The 19,487-nt window shown below is 59.0% G+C and carries 18 protein-coding genes; 14 read left to right on the forward strand and 4 right to left on the reverse strand.

Annotation, left to right across the window (positions count from 1 at the left end; all coding sequences use genetic code 11):
* Positions 1-5: 5 nt before the first annotated feature.
* Positions 6-818 (reverse strand): cytochrome C assembly family protein, encoded by an 813-nt coding sequence (locus QRN31_RS30305; RefSeq protein ID WP_285436527.1) that lies wholly within the window; start codon positions 816-818, stop codon positions 6-8.
* A gap of 195 nt (positions 819-1,013) precedes the next feature.
* Here QRN31_RS30305 and ffh point away from each other — a divergent pair, with 195 nt between their 5' ends.
* The 5 genes from ffh to rplS all read left to right on the forward strand — a co-directional run bounded on the left by ffh (position 1,014) and on the right by rplS (position 4,585).
* A complete protein-coding gene (ffh, locus tag QRN31_RS30310) occupies positions 1,014-2,390 on the forward strand; it encodes a signal recognition particle protein (RefSeq protein ID WP_003209589.1) in 1,377 nt (458 codons plus the stop codon).
* A 250-nt stretch (positions 2,391-2,640) separates the two neighbouring features.
* The gene (rpsP, locus tag QRN31_RS30315) at positions 2,641-2,892 is read left to right on the forward strand and encodes a 30S ribosomal protein S16 (RefSeq protein WP_010463010.1); all 252 of its coding nucleotides are present in this window, start codon (positions 2,641-2,643) and stop codon (positions 2,890-2,892) included.
* A 5-nt stretch (positions 2,893-2,897) separates the two neighbouring features.
* Entirely contained in the window at positions 2,898-3,434 is a 537-nt protein-coding gene (gene rimM, locus QRN31_RS30320; protein ID WP_007944873.1) for a ribosome maturation factor RimM, read from the forward strand.
* A 2-nt stretch (positions 3,435-3,436) separates the two neighbouring features.
* Complete coding sequence (gene trmD, locus QRN31_RS30325; protein ID WP_285436531.1) at positions 3,437-4,189, forward strand: tRNA (guanosine(37)-N1)-methyltransferase TrmD; 753 nt, start codon at positions 3,437-3,439, stop codon at positions 4,187-4,189.
* A gap of 45 nt (positions 4,190-4,234) precedes the next feature.
* Positions 4,235-4,585, forward strand: coding sequence for a 50S ribosomal protein L19 (gene rplS, locus QRN31_RS30330; protein ID WP_003175895.1), 351 nt, complete (start codon positions 4,235-4,237; stop codon positions 4,583-4,585).
* Positions 4,586-4,646: 61 nt separating this feature from the next.
* On the opposite strand, the gene QRN31_RS30335 is transcribed toward rplS, so the two are convergent.
* Entirely contained in the window at positions 4,647-6,455 is a 1,809-nt protein-coding gene (locus QRN31_RS30335) for a cation:proton antiporter (protein WP_285436532.1), read from the reverse strand.
* A gap of 108 nt (positions 6,456-6,563) precedes the next feature.
* Between QRN31_RS30335 and xerD the strand changes: the two genes are divergently transcribed.
* The 6 genes from xerD to QRN31_RS30365 all read left to right on the forward strand — a co-directional run bounded on the left by xerD (position 6,564) and on the right by QRN31_RS30365 (position 13,287).
* Positions 6,564-7,460 (forward strand): site-specific tyrosine recombinase XerD, encoded by an 897-nt coding sequence (gene xerD / locus QRN31_RS30340; protein WP_285436533.1) that lies wholly within the window; start codon positions 6,564-6,566, stop codon positions 7,458-7,460.
* A gap of 255 nt (positions 7,461-7,715) precedes the next feature.
* A complete protein-coding gene (gene dsbC, locus QRN31_RS30345) occupies positions 7,716-8,447 on the forward strand; it encodes a bifunctional protein-disulfide isomerase/oxidoreductase DsbC (protein ID WP_222589910.1) in 732 nt (243 codons plus the stop codon).
* Between the two features lie 134 nt (positions 8,448-8,581).
* Complete coding sequence (locus QRN31_RS30350) at positions 8,582-9,886, forward strand: homoserine dehydrogenase (RefSeq protein WP_285436535.1); 1,305 nt, start codon at positions 8,582-8,584, stop codon at positions 9,884-9,886.
* Positions 9,887-9,952: 66 nt separating this feature from the next.
* The gene (thrC, locus tag QRN31_RS30355; RefSeq protein ID WP_090188006.1) at positions 9,953-11,362 is read left to right on the forward strand and encodes a threonine synthase; all 1,410 of its coding nucleotides are present in this window, start codon (positions 9,953-9,955) and stop codon (positions 11,360-11,362) included.
* A gap of 121 nt (positions 11,363-11,483) precedes the next feature.
* On the forward strand, positions 11,484-12,839 hold the full coding sequence (locus tag QRN31_RS30360; protein WP_285436537.1) for a transporter substrate-binding domain-containing protein: 1,356 nt from the start codon (positions 11,484-11,486) through the stop codon (positions 12,837-12,839).
* Between the two features lie 160 nt (positions 12,840-12,999).
* Positions 13,000-13,287, forward strand: a complete 288-nt coding sequence (locus tag QRN31_RS30365) for a DUF3509 domain-containing protein (RefSeq protein WP_285436538.1) — start codon at positions 13,000-13,002, stop codon at positions 13,285-13,287.
* 170 nt (positions 13,288-13,457) lie between these two features.
* Here the strand turns inward: QRN31_RS30365 and QRN31_RS30370 are convergent, their stop codons facing one another.
* Both QRN31_RS30370 and QRN31_RS30375 read right to left on the reverse strand, forming a co-directional pair.
* On the reverse strand, positions 13,458-14,384 hold the full coding sequence (locus QRN31_RS30370; protein ID WP_502942530.1) for a TIGR02285 family protein: 927 nt from the start codon (positions 14,382-14,384) through the stop codon (positions 13,458-13,460).
* Positions 14,365-15,564, reverse strand: a complete 1,200-nt coding sequence (locus QRN31_RS30375; protein ID WP_285436542.1) for a CaiB/BaiF CoA transferase family protein — start codon at positions 15,562-15,564, stop codon at positions 14,365-14,367. Before QRN31_RS30375 ends, QRN31_RS30370 begins: the two co-directional genes overlap by 20 nt.
* A gap of 147 nt (positions 15,565-15,711) precedes the next feature.
* Between QRN31_RS30375 and QRN31_RS30380 the strand changes: the two genes are divergently transcribed.
* The 3 genes from QRN31_RS30380 to QRN31_RS30390 all read left to right on the forward strand — a co-directional run bounded on the left by QRN31_RS30380 (position 15,712) and on the right by QRN31_RS30390 (position 19,372).
* Positions 15,712-16,254: a YaeQ family protein gene (locus tag QRN31_RS30380; protein WP_008151638.1), complete on the forward strand. Its 543-nt coding sequence runs from the start codon at positions 15,712-15,714 to the stop codon at positions 16,252-16,254.
* Between the two features lie 66 nt (positions 16,255-16,320).
* Positions 16,321-18,030 carry a single-stranded-DNA-specific exonuclease RecJ gene (gene recJ, locus QRN31_RS30385; protein ID WP_259151794.1) on the forward strand — a complete coding sequence of 570 codons (1,710 nt, stop codon included), beginning with the start codon at positions 16,321-16,323 and terminating at the stop codon, positions 18,028-18,030.
* 235 nt (positions 18,031-18,265) lie between these two features.
* Positions 18,266-19,372: an NADH:flavin oxidoreductase/NADH oxidase gene (locus QRN31_RS30390; RefSeq protein ID WP_285436543.1), complete on the forward strand. Its 1,107-nt coding sequence runs from the start codon at positions 18,266-18,268 to the stop codon at positions 19,370-19,372.
* The last annotated feature ends 115 nt before the right edge of the window (positions 19,373-19,487 follow it).

Below are 19,487 nucleotides of genomic sequence, written 5' to 3' on the forward strand. Positions count from 1 at the left end.
GCCCGTCAGATGTGCAAAATGTATTCACGGACCAGTTTGCTGCCGAAATACGCCAGCATCAGCAGGCAGAAACCGGCGAGGGTCCAGCGGATGGCCTTGTGTCCGCGCCAGCCGAGGTGGTTACGGCCCCAGAGCAGCACGCTGAAGACGATCCAGGCCAGGCAGGCCAGCAAGGTCTTGTGCACCAGATGCTGGGCGAACAGGTTCTCGACGAACAGCCAGCCGGAGATCAGCGACAGCGAAAGCAGGGTCCAGCCGGCCCAGAGAAAACCGAACAGCAGGCTTTCCATGGTTTGCAGCGGCGGGAAGTTCTTGATCAGGCCGGACGGATGCTTGTGTTTGAGCTGGTGATCTTGCACCAGCAACAGCAACGCCTGGAACACGGCGATGGTGAACATGCCGTAAGCAAGGATCGACAAGAGGATATGGGCGAGAATGCCGGGCTCTTCGTCGATGACCTGCACCGTGCCGGCAGGGGCGAATTGTGCCAGCAGTACCGTGGCGACACCGAGCGGGAACAGCAATACAAGCAGGTTTTCCACCGGGATTCGCGAGCAGGCCAGCAGGGTCAGGGCGATGACCGCTGCGGCAATCAGACTGGCGGCACTGAAAAAGTCCAGGCCCAGGCCAATTGGCGTCAACAGGTGGGTGAGCAGGCTGGCGCTATGAGCCAGCACGGCCAGAACGCCGAGCGTGACCAGCAGACGCTTGTTCGCCTTGGCGCCAGTGGCCAGGCGAGTGCCCTGATAGAGGGTCGCAGCGGCATACAAGCAGGCGGCGGCGAGGGTAGTGAGCAAACTGGGTGACAAGGGGAGCATAAATCCTGTTAGGCAAGCCCGAAAGGCGCTGAGTTTGGCATAGAACCCCCGCAGCACGAAAGTGCGAGGTGTCCGCCAGACGCAGTCTTCGCTATAATCCGCGACCTGCCCACGCCGCAGGCTCGCCGAGCACATGTTTATTCCGGTCTGGGCCGCCATTATCCCGGTCTACACAGGGCCTGAAAGGATCGCGCAATGTTTGAAAACTTAACCGACCGTCTCTCGCAGACGCTGCGCCATGTCACCGGCAAAGCCAAGCTGACCGAGGACAACATCAAAGACACCCTGCGTGAAGTGCGCATGGCGTTGCTCGAGGCCGATGTCGCCTTGCCGGTGGTCAAAGACTTCGTCAATTCGGTCAAGGAACGTGCCGTCGGCACCGAGGTGTCGCGCAGCCTGACGCCGGGCCAGGCCTTCGTGAAGATCGTCCAGGCTGAACTCGAAAGCCTGATGGGCGCGGCCAACGAAGATTTGAACCTGAGCGCCGTTCCGCCTGCCGTCGTGCTGATGGCCGGTCTGCAGGGCGCGGGTAAAACCACCACCGCCGGTAAACTCGCGCGCTTCCTTAAAGAGCGCAAGAAGAAGTCGGTCATGGTCGTGTCGGCGGACGTTTATCGTCCGGCGGCGATCAAACAGCTGGAAATGCTCGCGGGTGAAGTCGGCGTTACCTTCTTTCCGTCCGACCTGAGCCAGAAGCCGGTCGACATCGCGCAAGCGGCTATAAAAGAAGCAAAGCTTAAGTTTATTGATGTGGTCATCGTCGATACCGCCGGTCGTCTGCACATCGACGAAGAGATGATGGGCGAAATCAAGGCGCTGCACGCCGCGATCAACCCGGTCGAAACGCTGTTCGTGGTGGATGCCATGACTGGCCAGGACGCCGCCAACACGGCCAAGGCCTTTGGCGATGCGCTGCCGCTGACCGGTGTGATCCTGACCAAGGTCGACGGCGACGCCCGTGGGGGTGCCGCATTGTCGGTCCGTGCCATTACCGGCAAGCCGATCAAGTTCATCGGTATGGGCGAGAAGAGCGAAGCGCTCGAGCCGTTCCACCCTGAGCGTATTGCTTCGCGCATCCTCGGCATGGGCGATGTGCTCAGCCTGATCGAGCAGGCCGAAGCGACGCTCGACAAGGACAAGGCCGACAAACTGGCCAAGAAGCTGAAGAAGGGCAAGGGCTTCGACCTCGAAGACTTCCGCGATCAGCTGCAGCAGATGAAGAACATGGGCGGCCTTGGCGGCCTCATGGACAAGCTGCCGAACATCGGCGGTGTGAACCTGGCGCAAATGGGTAACGCCCAGGGCGCGGCAGAGAAACAATTCAAACAGATGGAAGCCATCATCAACTCCATGACCCCGGCCGAGCGCCGCGACCCTGAGCTGATCAGCGGTTCGCGCAAACGCCGGATCGCCATGGGTTCCGGCACCCAGGTGCAGGACATCGGTCGCTTGATCAAGCAGCACAAGCAGATGCAGAAGATGATGAAGAAATTCTCCGCCAAAGGCGGAATGGCCAAAATGATGCGCGGCATGGGCGGTATGTTGCCCGGCGGCGGCATGCCGAAAATGTAAAGAATCCGCGCCGGCAGTCATGTCGGCGCAGACCCGCAGCGATGCGGGATCAACAGCAAACCCGCACTTGGCGGGAGCTGACTGGCCGTTGTCAACGACGGCTCTATAGCAAATCTTGATGGCGGCCGAAAGACCGTCGGAAAAAGTCATTTGCAAAAGTCCGGATATTCCTTAGAATATGCGGCCTTTCGGGCACCTATGCCCGCTGTGCCTTTAGATTTGCAGCACCGACTACAGGAACGATGTTCACATGCTAACAATCCGTCTTGCCCTTGGCGGCTCCAAAAAGCGCCCGTTTTACCACTTGACCGTAACCGACAGCCGCAACCCGCGCGACGGTTCGCACAAGGAACAGGTTGGTTTCTTCAACCCTGTTGCTCGTGGTCAAGAAGTCCGTCTGTCCGTGAACCAAGAGCGCGTAGCCTACTGGCTGAGCGTTGGTGCACAACCTTCTGAGCGTGTTGCTCAGTTGTTGAAGGACGCTTCTAAGGCTGCGGCCTGAGCAATATGAACGCGACGCCAGCTGTTGCTGATGATTTGATCGTTATCGGCAAGATTTATTCTGTTCATGGCGTTCGCGGCGAAGTGAAGGTTTATTCCTTTACTGATCCGACTGAAAACCTGTTGCAGTACAAAACCTGGACGCTCAAGCGCGAAGGCAATGTGAAACAGGTCGAGCTGGTCAGCGGACGTGGGAACGACAAGTTCCTGGTCGCAAAGCTCAAGGGTCTTGATGATCGTGAAGAAGCGCGTCTTCTGGCCGGTTATGAGATCTGCGTGCCGCGCAACCTGTTCCCTGAATTGACCGACGGCGAGTACTACTGGTACCAGCTGGAAGGTCTGAAGGTTATTGATCAACTCGGGCAACTGCTCGGGAAAATCGACCACCTTCTGGAAACCGGCGCCAATGATGTAATGGTGGTCAAGCCTTGCGCTGGCAGCCTGGATGATCGCGAACGCCTGTTGCCCTATACGGAGCAATGCGTGTTGGCCGTCGACCTTGCCGCAGGCGAGATGAAGGTGGATTGGGACGCGGACTTCTAAGCGTGGCTAACTTGCGCGTAGAAGTGATCAGTTTGTTTCCCGAGATGTTCTCCGCCATCAGCGAGTACGGCATCACCAGTCGTGCGGTGAAACAGGGGCTCTTGCAGCTCACCTGTTGGAATCCGCGAGACTACACGACGGATCGACATCACACTGTGGACGATCGCCCATTTGGCGGTGGTCCGGGCATGGTGATGAAGATCAAGCCCCTGGAAGACGCTCTGGCTCAGGCCAAGGCAGCAGCCGGGGAGGCGGCGAAGGTGATTTACCTGTCCCCCCAAGGCCGTCAACTGAATCAGTCGGCGGTACGCGAGTTGGCGAATCTGGATGCATTGATCCTGATTGCCGGTCGTTATGAAGGCATTGACGAGCGTTTTATTGAAGCTCATGTCGATGAAGAGTGGTCGATTGGCGACTATGTATTGTCTGGCGGCGAGCTGCCGGCGATGGTCCTGATCGATGCGGTTACACGACTGCTGCCTGGAGCTTTAGGGCATGCGGACTCCGCCGAGGAAGATTCCTTTACGGATGGTTTGCTGGATTGCCCGCACTACACCCGACCGGAGGTGTATGCGGATCAGCGTGTTCCCGACGTATTGCTAAGTGGCAATCACGCGCATATCCGGCGTTGGCGTTTACAGCAGTCCCTTGGTAGGACCTTTGAACGACGCGCCGATCTTCTGGAAAGCCGCTCGCTTTCTGGAGAAGAGAAGAAGCTGCTCGAGGAATACATCCGCGAGCGGGACGATAGTTAACAACGTATCGATGGTAAGTCCGTTGATTTACCTTAGGAGCACAGCATGACTAACAAAATCATCCTTGCACTCGAAGCAGAGCAGATGACCAAAGAGATCCCTACCTTTGCCCCGGGCGACACTATTGTCGTTCAGGTGAAAGTGAAGGAAGGCGACCGTTCGCGTCTGCAAGCGTTCGAAGGTGTTGTTATCGCCAAGCGTAACCGCGGCGTAAACAGTGCTTTCACCGTTCGTAAAATCTCCAACGGTGTTGGCGTAGAGCGTACTTTCCAGACCTACAGCCCGCAAATCGACAGCATGGCCGTTAAACGTCGCGGTGACGTACGTAAAGCCAAGCTGTACTACCTGCGTGACCTGTCCGGTAAAGCAGCTCGCATCAAGGAAAAACTGGCTTAAGTCCAGCTTCCGATGCAGAAAAAAGCAGCCTACGGGCTGCTTTTTTGTTGTCCGTAATTTTTCAGGCGCCAGCAGTTTCCGGCTGAATCAACGCCAGCAGTGTCCATCCGGCCGCAGGCTTGAGTGCGCTGTCGGAGGTCGCCACGTGCACCCACCCGCTGTCATCTCTCGCGAACAACAAGGTCGCGCGCTCACCGTGCAGCGCTCGGTAATCCTCCCAGTCAAACCCCTCTGTCAGATTCGTGCTGTACACCTCGGCTCCCTGATGCAGTAGGTTGGCCAGCTTGTTGTAGGTCAATTCTTCGCTGCCAAGTAAACGCCCCCTATGCTCGTGGCTAGCCCGGTGTTTATCGGTGCGACGACTCTCCTGGCCACTGGCCAGGCTGAACAAGCGCTGATGGCCGAAGTCATGGCGAAAGCGCATTGCCGCCAAGGTGTTCAATTCGCCGGACGGTGACAGCGTCAGCAAATGTCCGAGGCCGACCAGGTCCAGATGCGCGTCCGCGTGCTGCGACGCCGGGTTGCCAAAGTAAGTGGGCAAGCCTTCCATGCGCGCTGCACGAATATTCTCCCAGCTCGAATCCGTGAGCAGCACCCGACTGCCCAATTGTTGCAGGGCTTTGCCTAGCGAACGCGCGGGGGCGTTGGCGCCGACGATCAGAAAGCCGCTGGGCGCGGGCTCGGCAACTTTCAGCAAACGTGCCAACGGGCGAGCTGTGGCGCTTTGCAGCACCACGGTTCCGATGATCACTGCGAACGTCAGCGGCACCAGCAGCAAGGCGCCCTCGTGTCCGGCCTCATTAAGGCGAATGGCAAAAATCGCCGACACCGCCGCCGCCACGATCCCGCGAGGTGCAATCCAGGCTAACAGTGCCCGTTCGCGCCAGCTCAAGCTTGAACCCGCCGTGGAAATCACCACGTTCAAAGGGCGGGCAATGAATTGAATGACCAGCAGCAAAATCAGCACCAGGGGCCCGAGCCCGATCAAGGCGCTCAGATCGAGTCGCGCCGCCAACAAAATGAACAACCCGGAGATCAGCAGCACGCTCAGGTTTTCCTTGAAGTGCAGGATGTCCCGCACATCCACGCCTTTCATGTTGGCCAGCCACATGCCCATCAATGTCACCGCCAGCAGGCCGGATTCGTGCATCACCTCATTGGCAGCGATGAAGATGCCCAGCACTGCGGCTAGCGCCGCGAGGTTGTGCAGGTATTGCGGCAACCATTGCCGCCGGATGATCGTGCCGAGTACCCAGCCACCGGCAACTCCGAAGACACTGCCGCACAGGATCACGCCGCCGAAGGTCAGCAGGCTCTGGCTCAACCCGTCCCCGGAAGCGCGCGCGATGATGAAGCTGTAAACCACCACGGCAAGGAGCGCGCCGATGGGGTCGATCACAATGCCTTCCCAACGCAGGATGTTGGCAATCGAGGCTTTCGGGCGCACGACCCGCAGCATTGGCACGATGACCGTAGGCCCGGTCACCAGCGTCAGGCTGCCAAACAGAGTTGCCAATAGCCAGTCGAACCCCAGCAACCAGTGGGTGGCGACTGCGATGACCACCCAGGTCGATATGGCGCCGATCGTGACCAGGCGATGGACCACGCTGCCAATCTCGCGCCACTCCTTTAAATGCAGGGTCAGGCTGCCTTCGAACAAGATCAGCGCCACCGCCAGCGACACCAGTGGCATCAGCAGGGGGCCGAACATTTCTTGCGGATCAAGCCAGCCCAGAATCGGCCCAACCAGAATGCCTGTCAGTAATAGAAACAGGATTGCCGGCAGTTTCAGGCGCCACGCCAGCCACTGACAACCCAGGGCGGCTGCACCGATACCGCCAAAAGCCAATAAAATCTGCTGCTCGTTCATTGAAGCTCCTGTTCCTTGAAGTGGCGGGCTATGAAAGACTAGCGGCCATTTCGACAGTTCATCCTTTTTTCCCAGCGCAGCCTTGAAGGCTGTGTGTCTTGAGTGCCCATGCCTGCAATCGATCATCCACTGATAGACCAATTCCTCGACGCCCTCTGGCTGGAAAAAGGTCTTTCCGACAATACCCGCGATGCCTATCGCAGCGACCTGGCCTTGTTCAATGGGTGGTTGCAGGAAAAGGGCCTGGAGCTGATTAACGCCGGTCGCGAACTGATCCTCGATCACCTGGCCTGGCGCCTGGAGCAAAACTACAAACCCCGATCCACTGCGCGTTTTCTCTCCGGCGTGCGTGGCTTCTATCGCTATCTGCTGCGGGAAAAGCTGATCGCCGTCGACCCGACGTTGCGCATTGACATGCCGCAACTCGGCAGGCCGTTGCCCAAATCGTTGTCCGAAGCGGATGTGGAAGCGCTGCTGAAGGCGCCGGACTTGAGCGAAGCCATCGGCCAGCGTGATCGCGCCATGCTTGAAGTGCTTTACGCCTGTGGCTTGCGCGTTACGGAGCTGATCAGCCTGACGCTGGAACAAGTCAACCTGCGCCAGGGCGTATTGCGAGTGATGGGCAAGGGCAGCAAGGAACGACTGGTGCCGATGGGCGAGGAGGCGATTGTCTGGGTCGAGCGTTACATGCGCGATGCGCGTGGTGAGTTGCTCGGTGGGCGGCCCAGTGATGTGCTGTTCCCCAGCTTGCGAGGCGAGCAGATGACCCGCCAGACCTTCTGGCATCGCATCAAGCACCAGGCCAAGGTTGCCGGGATCGGCAAGTCGCTGTCGCCGCATACTCTGCGTCACGCTTTCGCCACGCACCTGCTCAACCACGGCGCCGACCTGCGCGTGGTGCAAATGCTGCTGGGCCACAGCGATTTGTCGACCACTCAGATCTACACTCACGTTGCCCGCGCACGTCTGCAAGACCTGCACGCCAAGCACCACCCGCGCGGCTGAACGTCATCCCTGTGGGAGCGGGCTTGCCCGCGAAGGCGATGTAACAGTCAACATCTTCTTCGAATGTTACGGCCTCTTCGCGGGCAAGCCCGCTCCCACAAGGGTCTATGTCCCCCTCAATGTCTTGCGTCAGGCGCATTCGGCCACGCGGACCTTATGTGGTAGGCTTTGCCGGTTTGCACGATGGGCGATTATGACCCGGTGTTTCGGCACGGGCGTTCTGATCATCCCATTTGTCCGCCTTCAGGAGTTCTCATGCGTCTGACCCATATTTTCGCCGCCGCCGCCATTGCGTTGGTCAGTACCTTTGCCGTCGCCGATGACGCGGCCGACAAAGCCATCCGTAAGAGCCTGGAAAACCTCCAGCTCGATGTGCCTGTCGAAACCATCACTGCCAGCCCGCTGCCAGGCCTGTATGAAGTCAAACTCAAAGGCAGCCGCGTGCTTTATGCCAGCGCCGACGGCCAGTATGTGGTTCAGGGCTATATGTTCCAGCTCAAGGACGGCAAACCGGTCAACCTGACCGAGAAGACCGAACGCCTGGGCGTCTCCAAACTGATCAATGAAATTCCGGTCGCCGAAACCGTGGTCTACCCGGCCATCGGTGAAACCAAATCGCACATCACCGTATTCACCGACACCACATGCCCGTATTGCCACAAACTGCACGCCGAAGTGCCTGAGCTGAACAAGCGCGGCATCGAAGTGCGTTATGTCGCGTTCCCGCGCCAGGGCTTGGGCTCGCCGGGTGACGAACAGCTGCAAGCGGTCTGGTGCTCGAAAGACAAGAAAGCCGCCATGGACAAAATGGTCGATGGCAAGGAAATCAAGGCCGCCAAATGCGATAACCCGGTTTCCAAGCAGTTTGCCCTCGGTCAGTCGATTGGCGTGAACGGCACACCGGCTATCGTTTTGGCTGACGGTCAGGTCATTCCGGGCTACCAGCCTGCGCCACAAGTCGCCAAACTGGCGTTGGGCGCGAAGTAAATTCGCATCGTCACGGCCAGCCTTTGACGATCATGGCCCGGCAGCAACATTTACCGGGTCATTAATAGAGAGCCGCGAACGTGCGGCTGTTTTCACGGCCGGCCTTGAGTCGGCCGTTTTATGGGGAGTTCACAGTGAAACCGGTCAAAGTAGGCATCTGTGGGTTAGGGACCGTCGGTGGCGGTACCTTCAACGTACTTCAGCGTAACGCCGAGGAAATTGCTCGTCGTGCCGGGCGTGGAATCGAAGTGGCACAAATTGCCATGCGCACGCCAAAGCCTCAGTTCCAAACGACCGGTATTGCGATTACCAACGATGTCTTCGAAGTGGCCACGAACCCTGAGATCGACATCGTCATAGAGCTGATGGGCGGCTACACCGTTGCCCGCGAGCTGGTACTCAAGGCCATCGAGAATGGCAAGCATGTGGTCACCGCGAACAAGGCACTGATCGCCGTTCACGGTAATGAGATTTTCGCCAAGGCTCGCGAGAAAGGCGTGATCGTGGCGTTCGAAGCGGCTGTTGCCGGCGGCATTCCGGTGATCAAGGCGATCCGTGAAGGCCTGTCCGCTAACCGTATCAACTGGGTCGCCGGGATCATCAACGGCACCGGCAACTTCATCCTCACCGAGATGCGCGAGAAGGGTCGCACCTTCGAAGACGTACTCGCCGAGGCGCAGGCCCTGGGTTACGCCGAAGCCGATCCGACTTTCGACGTTGAAGGCATCGATGCGGCCCACAAGCTGACGATCCTGGCGTCCATCGCCTTTGGCATCCCGCTGCAGTTCGACAAGGCTTACACCGAAGGCATCACCAAGCTGACCACGGCTGATGTGAACTACGCCGAAGCGCTGGGCTATCGCATCAAGCACCTCGGTGTCGCTCGTAGCACGGCAGCGGGCATCGAACTGCGCGTACACCCGACGTTGATCCCGGCTGATCGCCTGATCGCCAACGTCAACGGCGTGATGAACGCGGTGATGGTCAACGGTGACGCCGCTGGTTCGACACTGTTCTACGGCGCTGGCGCGGGCATGGAGCCAACGGCTTCGTCGGTGATCGCCGACCTGGTGGACGTGGTTCGCGCCATGACCTCCGACCCGGAAAACCGCGTGCCGCACCTGGCCTTCCAGCCGGATTCGCTGTCGGCGCACCCGATTCTGCCGATCGAAGCCTGCGAAAGCTCGTACTACCTGCGCATCCAGGCCAAGGACCATCCGGGCGTATTGGCTCAAGTGGCGAGCATCTTGTCGGAGCGCGGCATCAACATCGAATCGATCATGCAGAAAGAAGTGGAAGAGCATGACGGACTGGTGCCGATGATCCTGCTGACGCACCGTGTGCTGGAACAGCACATGAACGATGCGATCGCCGCTCTGGAAGCCCTGACGGGTGTGGTCGGTCCGGTTGTACGGATCCGCGTCGAGCACCTGAACTAAGCCGTTATCGTTCACCGGGCCTGCGTGCGGGCCCGGGTTTGCGAACACTGTCTATTGGAGCCAGTCATGCGTTATATCAGTACCCGCGGCCAGGCACCGGCCCTGAATTTCGAAGACGTCCTGCTGGCCGGTCTGGCCACCGACGGCGGCCTGTACGTGCCGGAAAACCTGCCACGCTTCACCCAGGAAGAAATCGCTTCCTGGGCCGGCCTGCCGTATCACGAGCTGGCCTTCCGGGTGATGCGCCCGTTCGTCACTGGCAGCATTCCTGACGCCGATTTCAAAAAGATTCTGGAAGAAACCTACGGCGTGTTCTCCCACAACGCCATCGCTCCGCTGCGTCAGCTGAACGGCAATGAATGGGTGCTGGAGCTGTTCCATGGCCCGACCCTGGCGTTCAAGGACTTTGCCCTGCAACTGCTCGGTCGTTTGCTCGACTACGTGCTGGCTAAACGCGGCGAGCGCGTAGTGATCGTTGGCGCTACCTCCGGCGATACCGGTTCGGCCGCCATCGAAGGCTGCAAGCACTGCGAAAACGTCGACATCTTCATTCTGCACCCGCACAACCGCGTGTCCGAAGTGCAGCGTCGCCAGATGACCACCATCTTCGGCGAGAACATCCACAACATCGCCATCGAAGGCAACTTCGATGACTGCCAGGAAATGGTCAAGAACAGCTTCGCCGACCAGAGCTTCCTCAAAGGCACGCGTCTGGTAGCGGTGAACTCGATCAACTGGGCGCGGATCATGGCCCAGATCGTTTACTACTTCCACGCAGCCCTGCAGTTGGGCGGCCCGGCGCGCTCGGTGTCGTTCTCGGTGCCGACCGGCAACTTCGGCGACATCTTCGCCGGCTACCTGGCGCGCAACATGGGCCTGCCGATCAACCAGTTGATCGTCGCCACCAACCGCAACGACATCCTGCACCGCTTCATGAGCGGCAACCAGTACGTCAAGGAAACCCTGCACGCCACGCTGTCGCCGTCGATGGACATCATGGTGTCGTCAAACTTCGAACGCCTGCTGTTCGACCTCCATGGTCGCAACGGCGCAGCCATTGCCGGCCTGATGGACACCTTCAAGCAGGGTGGCGGTTTCAGCGTCGAACAGGAACGCTGGACTGAAGCGCGCAAATTGTTCGACTCGCTGGCCGTGGACGACGCGCAAACCTGCGAAACCATCGCCGAAGTCTACGAGCAAACCGGTGAGCTGCTGGATCCGCACACCGCCATCGGCGTGAAAGCAGCGCGCGAGTGCCGCCGCAGCCTGGATATTCCGATGGTGATCCTGGGCACCGCCCATCCGGTCAAATTCCCGGATGCAGTGGAGAAAGCCGGTGTAGGAAAAGCGCTTGAGCTACCTGCACATCTTTCTGATTTGTTTGAGCGAGATGAGCGTTGCACCGTGTTGCCGAACGATCTGAAAGCCGTGCAGGCCTTTGTCAGCCAGCATGGCAACCGCGGAAAGCCTCTGTAACCGGTAAACGCTGTCACATTTTGAAGCCCGTCTCCTGACGGGCTTTCTCATTTCTGCATGCCACACTTGTCAGGTTTTCGCCCCAGGAAGGACGGGCGATTTGATCGCGAAGGAAGTGGCAATGCTGTTTTTCAGAGGGTTAAAACCAGCCACGTGCTGGATGTTTTTCATCGCTGTCCTGGGCTTTGCTCAAGGGGCGGCGGCAGCGCAACTGACGACTGCCGAGCCTAAGGGCGCGAGAGTCGGTACAACCATCGAGCTGGATGCCGATGAGTTGGCATGGCTCGCCGAGCACCCGCAAGTCGTCGTCGCATCGGTGCAGTATCCGCTGTATCTGTTCAAGGATGAGCACGGTCGATGGAGTGGTCTGAACAACGATTTGCTCAATCACATCACGGCCATGACAGGCTTGCAGTTTGTTCACGAAGAATCGTTTTCTACCGATCAGATGCTCGGGCGTCTGGAGAGTGGCGAAGCGGACATGAGTACAACGCTGGCAATGAATGATGATCGCAAGGCGTTTCTGGATTTCAGTCATGCCTTCGGTGGCGCCGGGTGGGTGTTTGTCGGGCGGGCTGATGCGCCTGTTGTGCGCTCCCTGGATCAGTTGGCGGAAAAAGTGCTGGTGTTACCCACTCGCCACGCACTCGAAGGCACTATTCGCCGCGACTACCCGGCGATCGAATTGCGCTCGGTCAAAACCTACGCCGAAGCCAGGGCGCTGGTTGAAAGCGGTGACGCGTATGCCACCATCGAAAATGAAATCGGTGCGCAGCTCTATCCCTTGGGGCAACTGAAGGTTGGGCGGGTGGTGGAGGGTAAGTGGGAGGCTGATCACCTTGCGGTACGCCATGGTCAGCCGCTGTTGTTGAGCATTCTCAACAAGGCGCTTGAGGCGTTTCCTGCGGCTGAGTTGCGTGCCATTCGCCTGAAATGGCTTAAAGGGGTAGCCCCCGTCGAGCCTGTCTCTCGTTGGCCGCAGATGTCTCAATGGTTCTGTTGGGGCATGTTCGTCATCAGCCTGTTCGGCCTGCTTTCCTTGCTCTGGAATCGCCGACTCGCGGCGCTGATCAAGCAACGTGCTGACGCGGAAAAAAGCCTCGGTGATCAACTGTCTTTCCAGCATGCCTTGATGGACGCCATGCCCGATCCGATGTTCGTGCGTGATCTGGAAGGGCGTTTGATCATGTGCAACAAAAGCTACGAGGAGGGGCTCGGTACCCGTTTCGATCAGATTCAGGGAAGACAGCTGATTGAACTCGATGTGTTGCCCAAGGCAACCGCAGCACTGTTGCACGCCGAGTTCATGGCTCAGCTTGAAAATCGAAAACCGCGCTTCAGTGAACGTCAATTGATGTTCAACAACGGGGTCCGGGATATTTACCAATGGACGGTGCCGTTCTATGGCGTCGACGGCCAATTGCGTGGGTTGCTGGGGGGATGGACCGATATTGGTCGGCGCACAACATCAATGTGACTCGCTGTTTTTGCTCTGTCATCTTTGGCGTGCATGCTCTTTCGACCAGAGACGCCGATGCGCCTGCAGCTGGAATTCAGAACTTTCTTCTCGGGCCAGTGGTCATTTATGTAGACAGGCCCCAGGCACTTTGTATTCGGACTATTGAGTGGTGATCGAGATGGAAAGTATCAGTCTATTGCTTGGTGAGGCGCTGAGCCCGTATCAGGTCACGCTGACTCCCTCGGGTGCGCATGGCGAATGCCTGGTGACCTTGAAGAATACGACCGGCGCGATTGTCGTCGAGCGGGTATTCAACCAGGCCCAGTTAACCGATAAACGCCTGCTGACCGATGTGGTCGACGGCTTGCACCGCGATTTGCTGATTGCCGAAGGGCGGCTGGAGCCCTGTGTGATTGCGGCGTTGCGCAATGCGGCTCAGGACAAGATCCTGGCCAGTCGCAATTGAATTGCTTTTTTGTGGGAACCTTCCTGCGCCCACGTCAGTCAGAGCATGTAACAGCAGGATCAAGCATTGTGCTCCGGTGCTTGTAGCTTGCTGCCACTGGTCTTTATGTAGGCCACGTTTAACCCCGAGTCGTCTCCCCACTTCTCGGGGTTTCTTTTGCCTGCGATTTGTCACTGCCCGGCTTGATGCTCGAAAAACGCCTTGGTTTCTTCCAGGTAATCCTTTCGCCTTTGCGGATCGAGCCAGTCGGCATACAACCGGTCCAGTCCCTCGTGAGGCAAGGTGCGCAACAGCTGATTTATTTCGCTGATAGCTTGTCGGCCTTGGGGGGTACTGGAGCAGCCGATGTGCCCGGACAGGTACTTGCCCGTGCCTTTGATCGGATAAAACGCCAGCTCGTCATCGGCGATGTTTGCTTGATGGGCCTGGTAGCGGATTTCTGGCCAGTAACCCAGCACCACCTGCAATCGGCCCAGACGCTGCATCTGCAACAGACTGCTCAGGGCGTCGTTGCCGTAGTGAGGCGTCAGGGCGCCGTCCGGTGCCTGTTTGAGCAGTGTGTCGAGAACCTCACCGTAACTGCGCTCGGCCACCACGCCGACTTTCTTTTGCCCATTGACCAGCAGCGCCGCCAGATCGACTTCACCATCGATCAAAAACGGCTCAAGCACCGAACGATCTTGCATGCGCACGACTAGCCCGTTGCTCACGGCACGGAAGGCCGGAATCGAGAATGTAATCCACTGTTCCCGCTCCTTGGTCCAGACCAGCGCGGGATCGCAGGTAAACGATTCTTCGTGGAGCATTTGCATGGCCCGGGCGCGATTGACCCGCATCAGCGTGTGATCGTATTGCGGCATGCCGGCGATCAACAGCGGCAGCATATGATCGATGATCCCCTGACCTTTTTTCGGCCCTTCAAGAATCATCGTTGGTGGCAAATCGCGCAGCAACCAGATCAGCGTCTCTTTAGGCTGTGCCCAAACCGGGGATGCCAACCCGGCCGATAGCCCGACAGCCGCCACTGCGCACCAGTGGCGGGTGTTGTGACTGGCTGATGAAAGCAGGCGCTTCAGCTTAGATGGCCCCGTCTTCACGCAGCTTTGCGATCTGTTCCTTGTCATAACCAAGATCGTTCAGTACCTGCGCATTGTGTTCGCCCAACTGCGGCCCGACCCATTCCGATGTGCCGGGTGTCTCTGAGAGTTTCGGCACGATCCCCGGCATCTTGAAGTCTTTGCCATCCGGCAGCTTGGCCTGGAGGAACATTTCCCGGGCCAGGTATTGCGGGTCGCTGAACATGTCTTCGGCGCTGAAGATCCGGCTGGCTGGTACTTCAGCCTGATTCAGTTGGGCAAGCACTGTGTCCAGCGGCAGCGAATTGACCCAGCGATCGATCACGCCATAAATTTCGTCTCGACGACTGTCGCGCCCGTCATTGCTGGCCAGCACCGGGTCATTGGCCAGGTCTTCGCGACCGATGATCAGCATGAAGCGCTTGAAGATTGCATCGCCATTGGCGCCGATCTGCACATGTTTGCCGTCGGCGCTGGTGTGGATCGAGGAGGGCGTGATGCCCGGCATGATGTTGCCGGTGCGCTCACGGATAAAGCCGAAGACGTCAAACTCAGGGACCATGCTTTCCATCATGGCGAAGATCGCTTCATACAACGCAACGTCGACCACTTGGCCCTGGCCACCGTTAACCTCGCGATGACGCAGGGCCATCAGCGCGCCGATGACGCCCCACAGCGCGGCAATCGAGTCGCCGATGGAAATCCCGGTGCGCACCGGTGGCCGGTCTTCGAAACCGGTGATGTAGCGCAGGCCGCCCATGGATTCACCGACGGCACCAAAACCCGGCTGGTCTTTCATCGGCCCGGTCTGGCCGAAGCCCGACAGCCGCACCATCACCAGTTTCGGGTTCAGGGCGTGCAAGACTTCCCAGCCCAGGCCGAGCTTTTCCAACACGCCAGGGCGAAAATTCTCGATGAGGATGTCTGCTTCACTCAGCAGCTTTTTCAGAATCGCCAGGCCGTCCGGGTGTTTCAGGTTCAGTGTCAGCGACTTCTTGTTGCGCGCCTGGACAAACCACCACAACGAGGTGCCTTCATACAGCTTGCGCCATTTGCGCAACGGATCACCGCCGTCGGGAGACTCGATCTTGATCACCTCGGCGCCAAACTCACCGCAGATGCGCGAGGCAAAAGGCCCGGCGATCAAGGTGCCCAATTCGATGACTTTAAGACCTGAAAGCGGTTTGGCGGTGAACGGCATGCTGGATCCTGTAGGACAAACGGTAAGGGGATATAGCCTTTTAACATAGCCCAACGTCAGACAACCAAGGTTGATCGCCTTCAATTCGTTGATTGCCTACCGCATCGGTTAGACTTGCCGCCTTTCCTCGTATCAAGAAGCCCGTTCATGGCCCAGCCGTCCACGACCTACAAGTTTGAACTGAACCTCACCGACCTCGACCGCAGCGTCTACGAGTCTGTGAAGCAGACCATTGCCCGTCACCCTTCGGAAACCGAAGAGCGCATGACCGTGCGGCTGCTGGCCTACGCCTTCTGGTACAACGAGCAACTGTCGTTCGGTCGCGGTCTGTCGGACGTGGATGAGCCAGCCCTGTGGGAAAAAAGCCTGGATGACCGTGTCCTGCACTGGATCGAAGTCGGTCAGCCAGACGCCGATCGCCTGACCTGGTGCTCGCGCCGCACTGAGCGTACCAGCCTGCTGGCCTACGGCAGCTTGCGCGTCTGGGAAACCAAAGTGATCCCGGCGATCAAAAACCTGAAAAACGTGCACATCGCCGCTGTGCCGCAAGACGTACTGGAAACCCTGGCCAAAGACATGCCGCGCGTTATCAAGTGGGACGTGATGATCAGCGAAGGGACTATTTTCGTCACCGACGACCGTGGTCAGCACGAAGTCCAATTGCAGTGGCTGAGCGGCGAACGCGGCTGATTATTCGTCGCTGTTCCGCTTTGTCCGGTTTTATCCTACGTATTCAAGAGAAGCACCTGTCACCCCATGCGCATCGAACCTCGCCTGTTGCCCGACACCCTGCCATTCCTCGGTGATCTGCCGCCGCTGCTGACCCGCTTGTACGCGGCGCGTGGCGTGCAGTCGGAGGCTGAACTGGACAAGAGCCTGGCGCGGCTGATCCCGTTCCAGCAGCTCAAAGGCATCGATGCAGCGGTCGATTTGCTGGTCGTGGCGCTGGAACAGCGTCAGCGGATTCTGATCGTTGGCGACTTTGACGCCGATGGCGCCACCGCCAGTACCGTCGGCGTCTTGGGGTTGCGCCTGCTAGGCGCGGCGCACGTCGATTACCTGGTGCCGAACCGATTCGAATATGGCTACGGCCTGACCCCGGAAATCGTCGAAGTCGCGCTGACGCGCACGCCACAGTTGCTCATCACCGTGGACAACGGCATTTCCAGTGTCGAAGGCGTCGCGGCGGCGAAAAAGGCCGGGCTCAAGGTCTTGGTCACCGACCACCACTTGCCCGGCGATGAGCTGCCGCTGGCCGACGCCATCGTCAATCCCAACCAGCCGGGTTGCGGGTTTCCAAGCAAGGCACTGGCCGGCGTCGGGGTGATTTTCTATGTGTTGATGGCGCTGCGCGCGCGTTTGCGCAGCCTTGGCTGGTACGAAAGCAAGCCGCAGCCGAACATCGGAGAACTGCTGGACCTGGTGGCGCTCGGCAGCGTCGCCGACGTGGTGCCGCTGGATGCCAACAACCGGATTCTGGTGCACCAGGGCCTGGAGCGCATTCGTGCCGGGCGCGCACGGCCGGGGATCAAGGCGATCCTCGAAGTCGCCAAGCGTGAACCTGCTCGCATCACCTCGACCGATCTGGGCTTCATTGTCGGTCCTCGGCTGAATGCCGCGGGGCGCCTGGATGACATGAGCCTGGGCATCGAATGCCTGCTCACCGACGACGCAGGATTGGCGCGGGAAATGGCCGTGCAACTCGACGGCATGAACCAGGATCGCAAATCCATCGAGCAGGGCATGCAGCGTGAAGCGCTGGCTCAGCTCAAGGATTTGCCGGTCGAGTCGATGCCGTTCGGCTTGTGCCTGTTCGATCCAGAGTGGCACCAAGGTGTCATCGGAATCCTCGCCTCGCGTATGAAAGAGCGCTATTTCCGTCCGACGATTGCCTTTGCCGATGCGGGAGATGGCTTGCTCAAGGGCTCGGGACGTTCGGTCCAGGGTTTCCATATTCGCGATGCCCTGAGCGTGGTGGCGGCGCAGCATCCGAACCTGATCAGCAAATACGGCGGCCATGCGATGGCGGCCGGCTTGACGTTGCCGGAGGCGAATTTCCCGTTGTTCGCCGAGGCTTTCGACGCCGAAGTGCGCAGGCAATTGCGCGAAGAAGACCTGACCGGACGGCTGCTGTCGGACGGGGTATTGGCGGTTGAAGAATTCCACCTCGAACTGGCGCGTGCCTTGCGCCATGCCGGACCCTGGGGGCAGCACTTTCCCGAACCGTTGTTTCATGGCGTGTTTCAGTTGGTCGAGCAGCGCGTTGTCGGCGAGCGGCACCTCAAAGTGGTGCTGAAAAGCGAATGCGGCTCGGTGAAACTGGATGGCATTGCGTTCGGTATCGACCGTGATATCTGGCCGAATCCCACCATCAAGTGGGTAGAACTGGCGTACAAACTCGACCTCAACGAGTTTCGTGGGAACGAGACGGTGCAATTGATGATTGCCCATATAGAGCCCCGTTGACTTCGTCGCGGGCAAACCCTGTGGAAGCGGGGTTGCCCGTCGACCTGACACCAAATATCCCCGGAACCCTCCCTCATCCCCCGATGTCGACTAGGCTCTAAGCACTGCTTGATAATCCTTGTGACGTCTTGTCGAATTTTTTGCCCGCGGGGGCGGGTGCTCTACCTTTTTCCTGTCACTCGTCGACTTTTCAAACAGAACCCTGGAGCCTGCCCACTGATTCGAGAGGTGCCCCATGAGTCTGCTGCTTGAACCCTATACCCTTCGTCAATTGACCCTGCTCAACCGCATCGCGGTATCGCCAATGTGCCAGTACTCCAGCGTCGATGGACTGGCCAATGACTGGCACTTGGTCCACCTCGGCAGTCGCGCTGTCGGCGGCGCCGGGCTGGTGTTCACCGAAGCCACGGCGGTCACGGCCGACGGGCGCATCACCGCCGAAGACCTCGGCCTGTGGAACGATGACCAGATCGAACCGTTGCAACGCATCACCCGCTTCATCACCGCTCAAGGCGCGGTGGCCGGTATTCAATTGGCGCACGCCGGACGCAAGGCCAGTACTCATCGGCCGTGGCTCGGCAAGCATGGCAGCGTCAAACCCGACGACGGTGGCTGGGTCCCGGTCGGTCCTTCGCCGATTGCTTTCGACCCGCAACACACGCCGCCCAAGCAACTCGATGACGGCCAGATTGCTGAGGTCATCCAGGCCTTTGTCGCCTCGGCGAAGCGGGCGTTGACCGCCGGTTTCAAAGTCGTCGAAATCCATGCGGCCCACGGTTACCTGTTGCATCAGTTTCTTTCGCCGCTGAGCAATCAGCGACGCGACCAATATGGCGGCTCGTTCGAGAACCGGATCCGGCTGGTGCTGCAAGTCACCGAAGCGGTGCGTGCGGTGTGGCCTGAAGAACTGCCGTTGTTCGTACGGGTGTCGGCCACCGACTGGGTGGAAGACGGCTGGAACCCGGATGAAACCGTCGAGCTGGCGCGTCGTCTCAAGGATCTGGGCGTGGACTTGATTGATGTGTCGTCAGGTGGCACTGCGGCCAATGCCGAGATTCCTACTGGGCCTGGTTATCAGACACGCTTCGCTGAACGGGTGCGTAAAGAGTCAGGCATTGCCACCGGCACGGTAGGAATGATTACCGAGCCCGCGCAGGCCGAGCACATTCTGCGCACCTGCCAGGCCGACATCATCTTCCTCGCGCGTGAGCTGTTGCGGGACCCTTACTGGCCGTTGCATGCCGATGATGACCTGGGTGGCCGCAAGGCCACCTGGCCGGCGCAGTATCAGCGGGCGACACATCGCGATCAGCCGATTCATGAGTCTGATTTGCGTGATTGAATGATGCTGTAAAAAGCAAAAAAGCCCCGATCGAGTTGATCGGGGCTTTTTTTTTGCTGATGTCTCGTCCTGAATAAGGTTTACACCTTCTGGCTTCTGATCAGGGGGGTGCAAT

Source organism: Pseudomonas sp. fls2-241-R2A-110 (assembly GCF_030209165.1).
In the GTDB taxonomy this organism is placed as follows: Bacteria; Pseudomonadota; Gammaproteobacteria; order Pseudomonadales; family Pseudomonadaceae; genus Aquipseudomonas.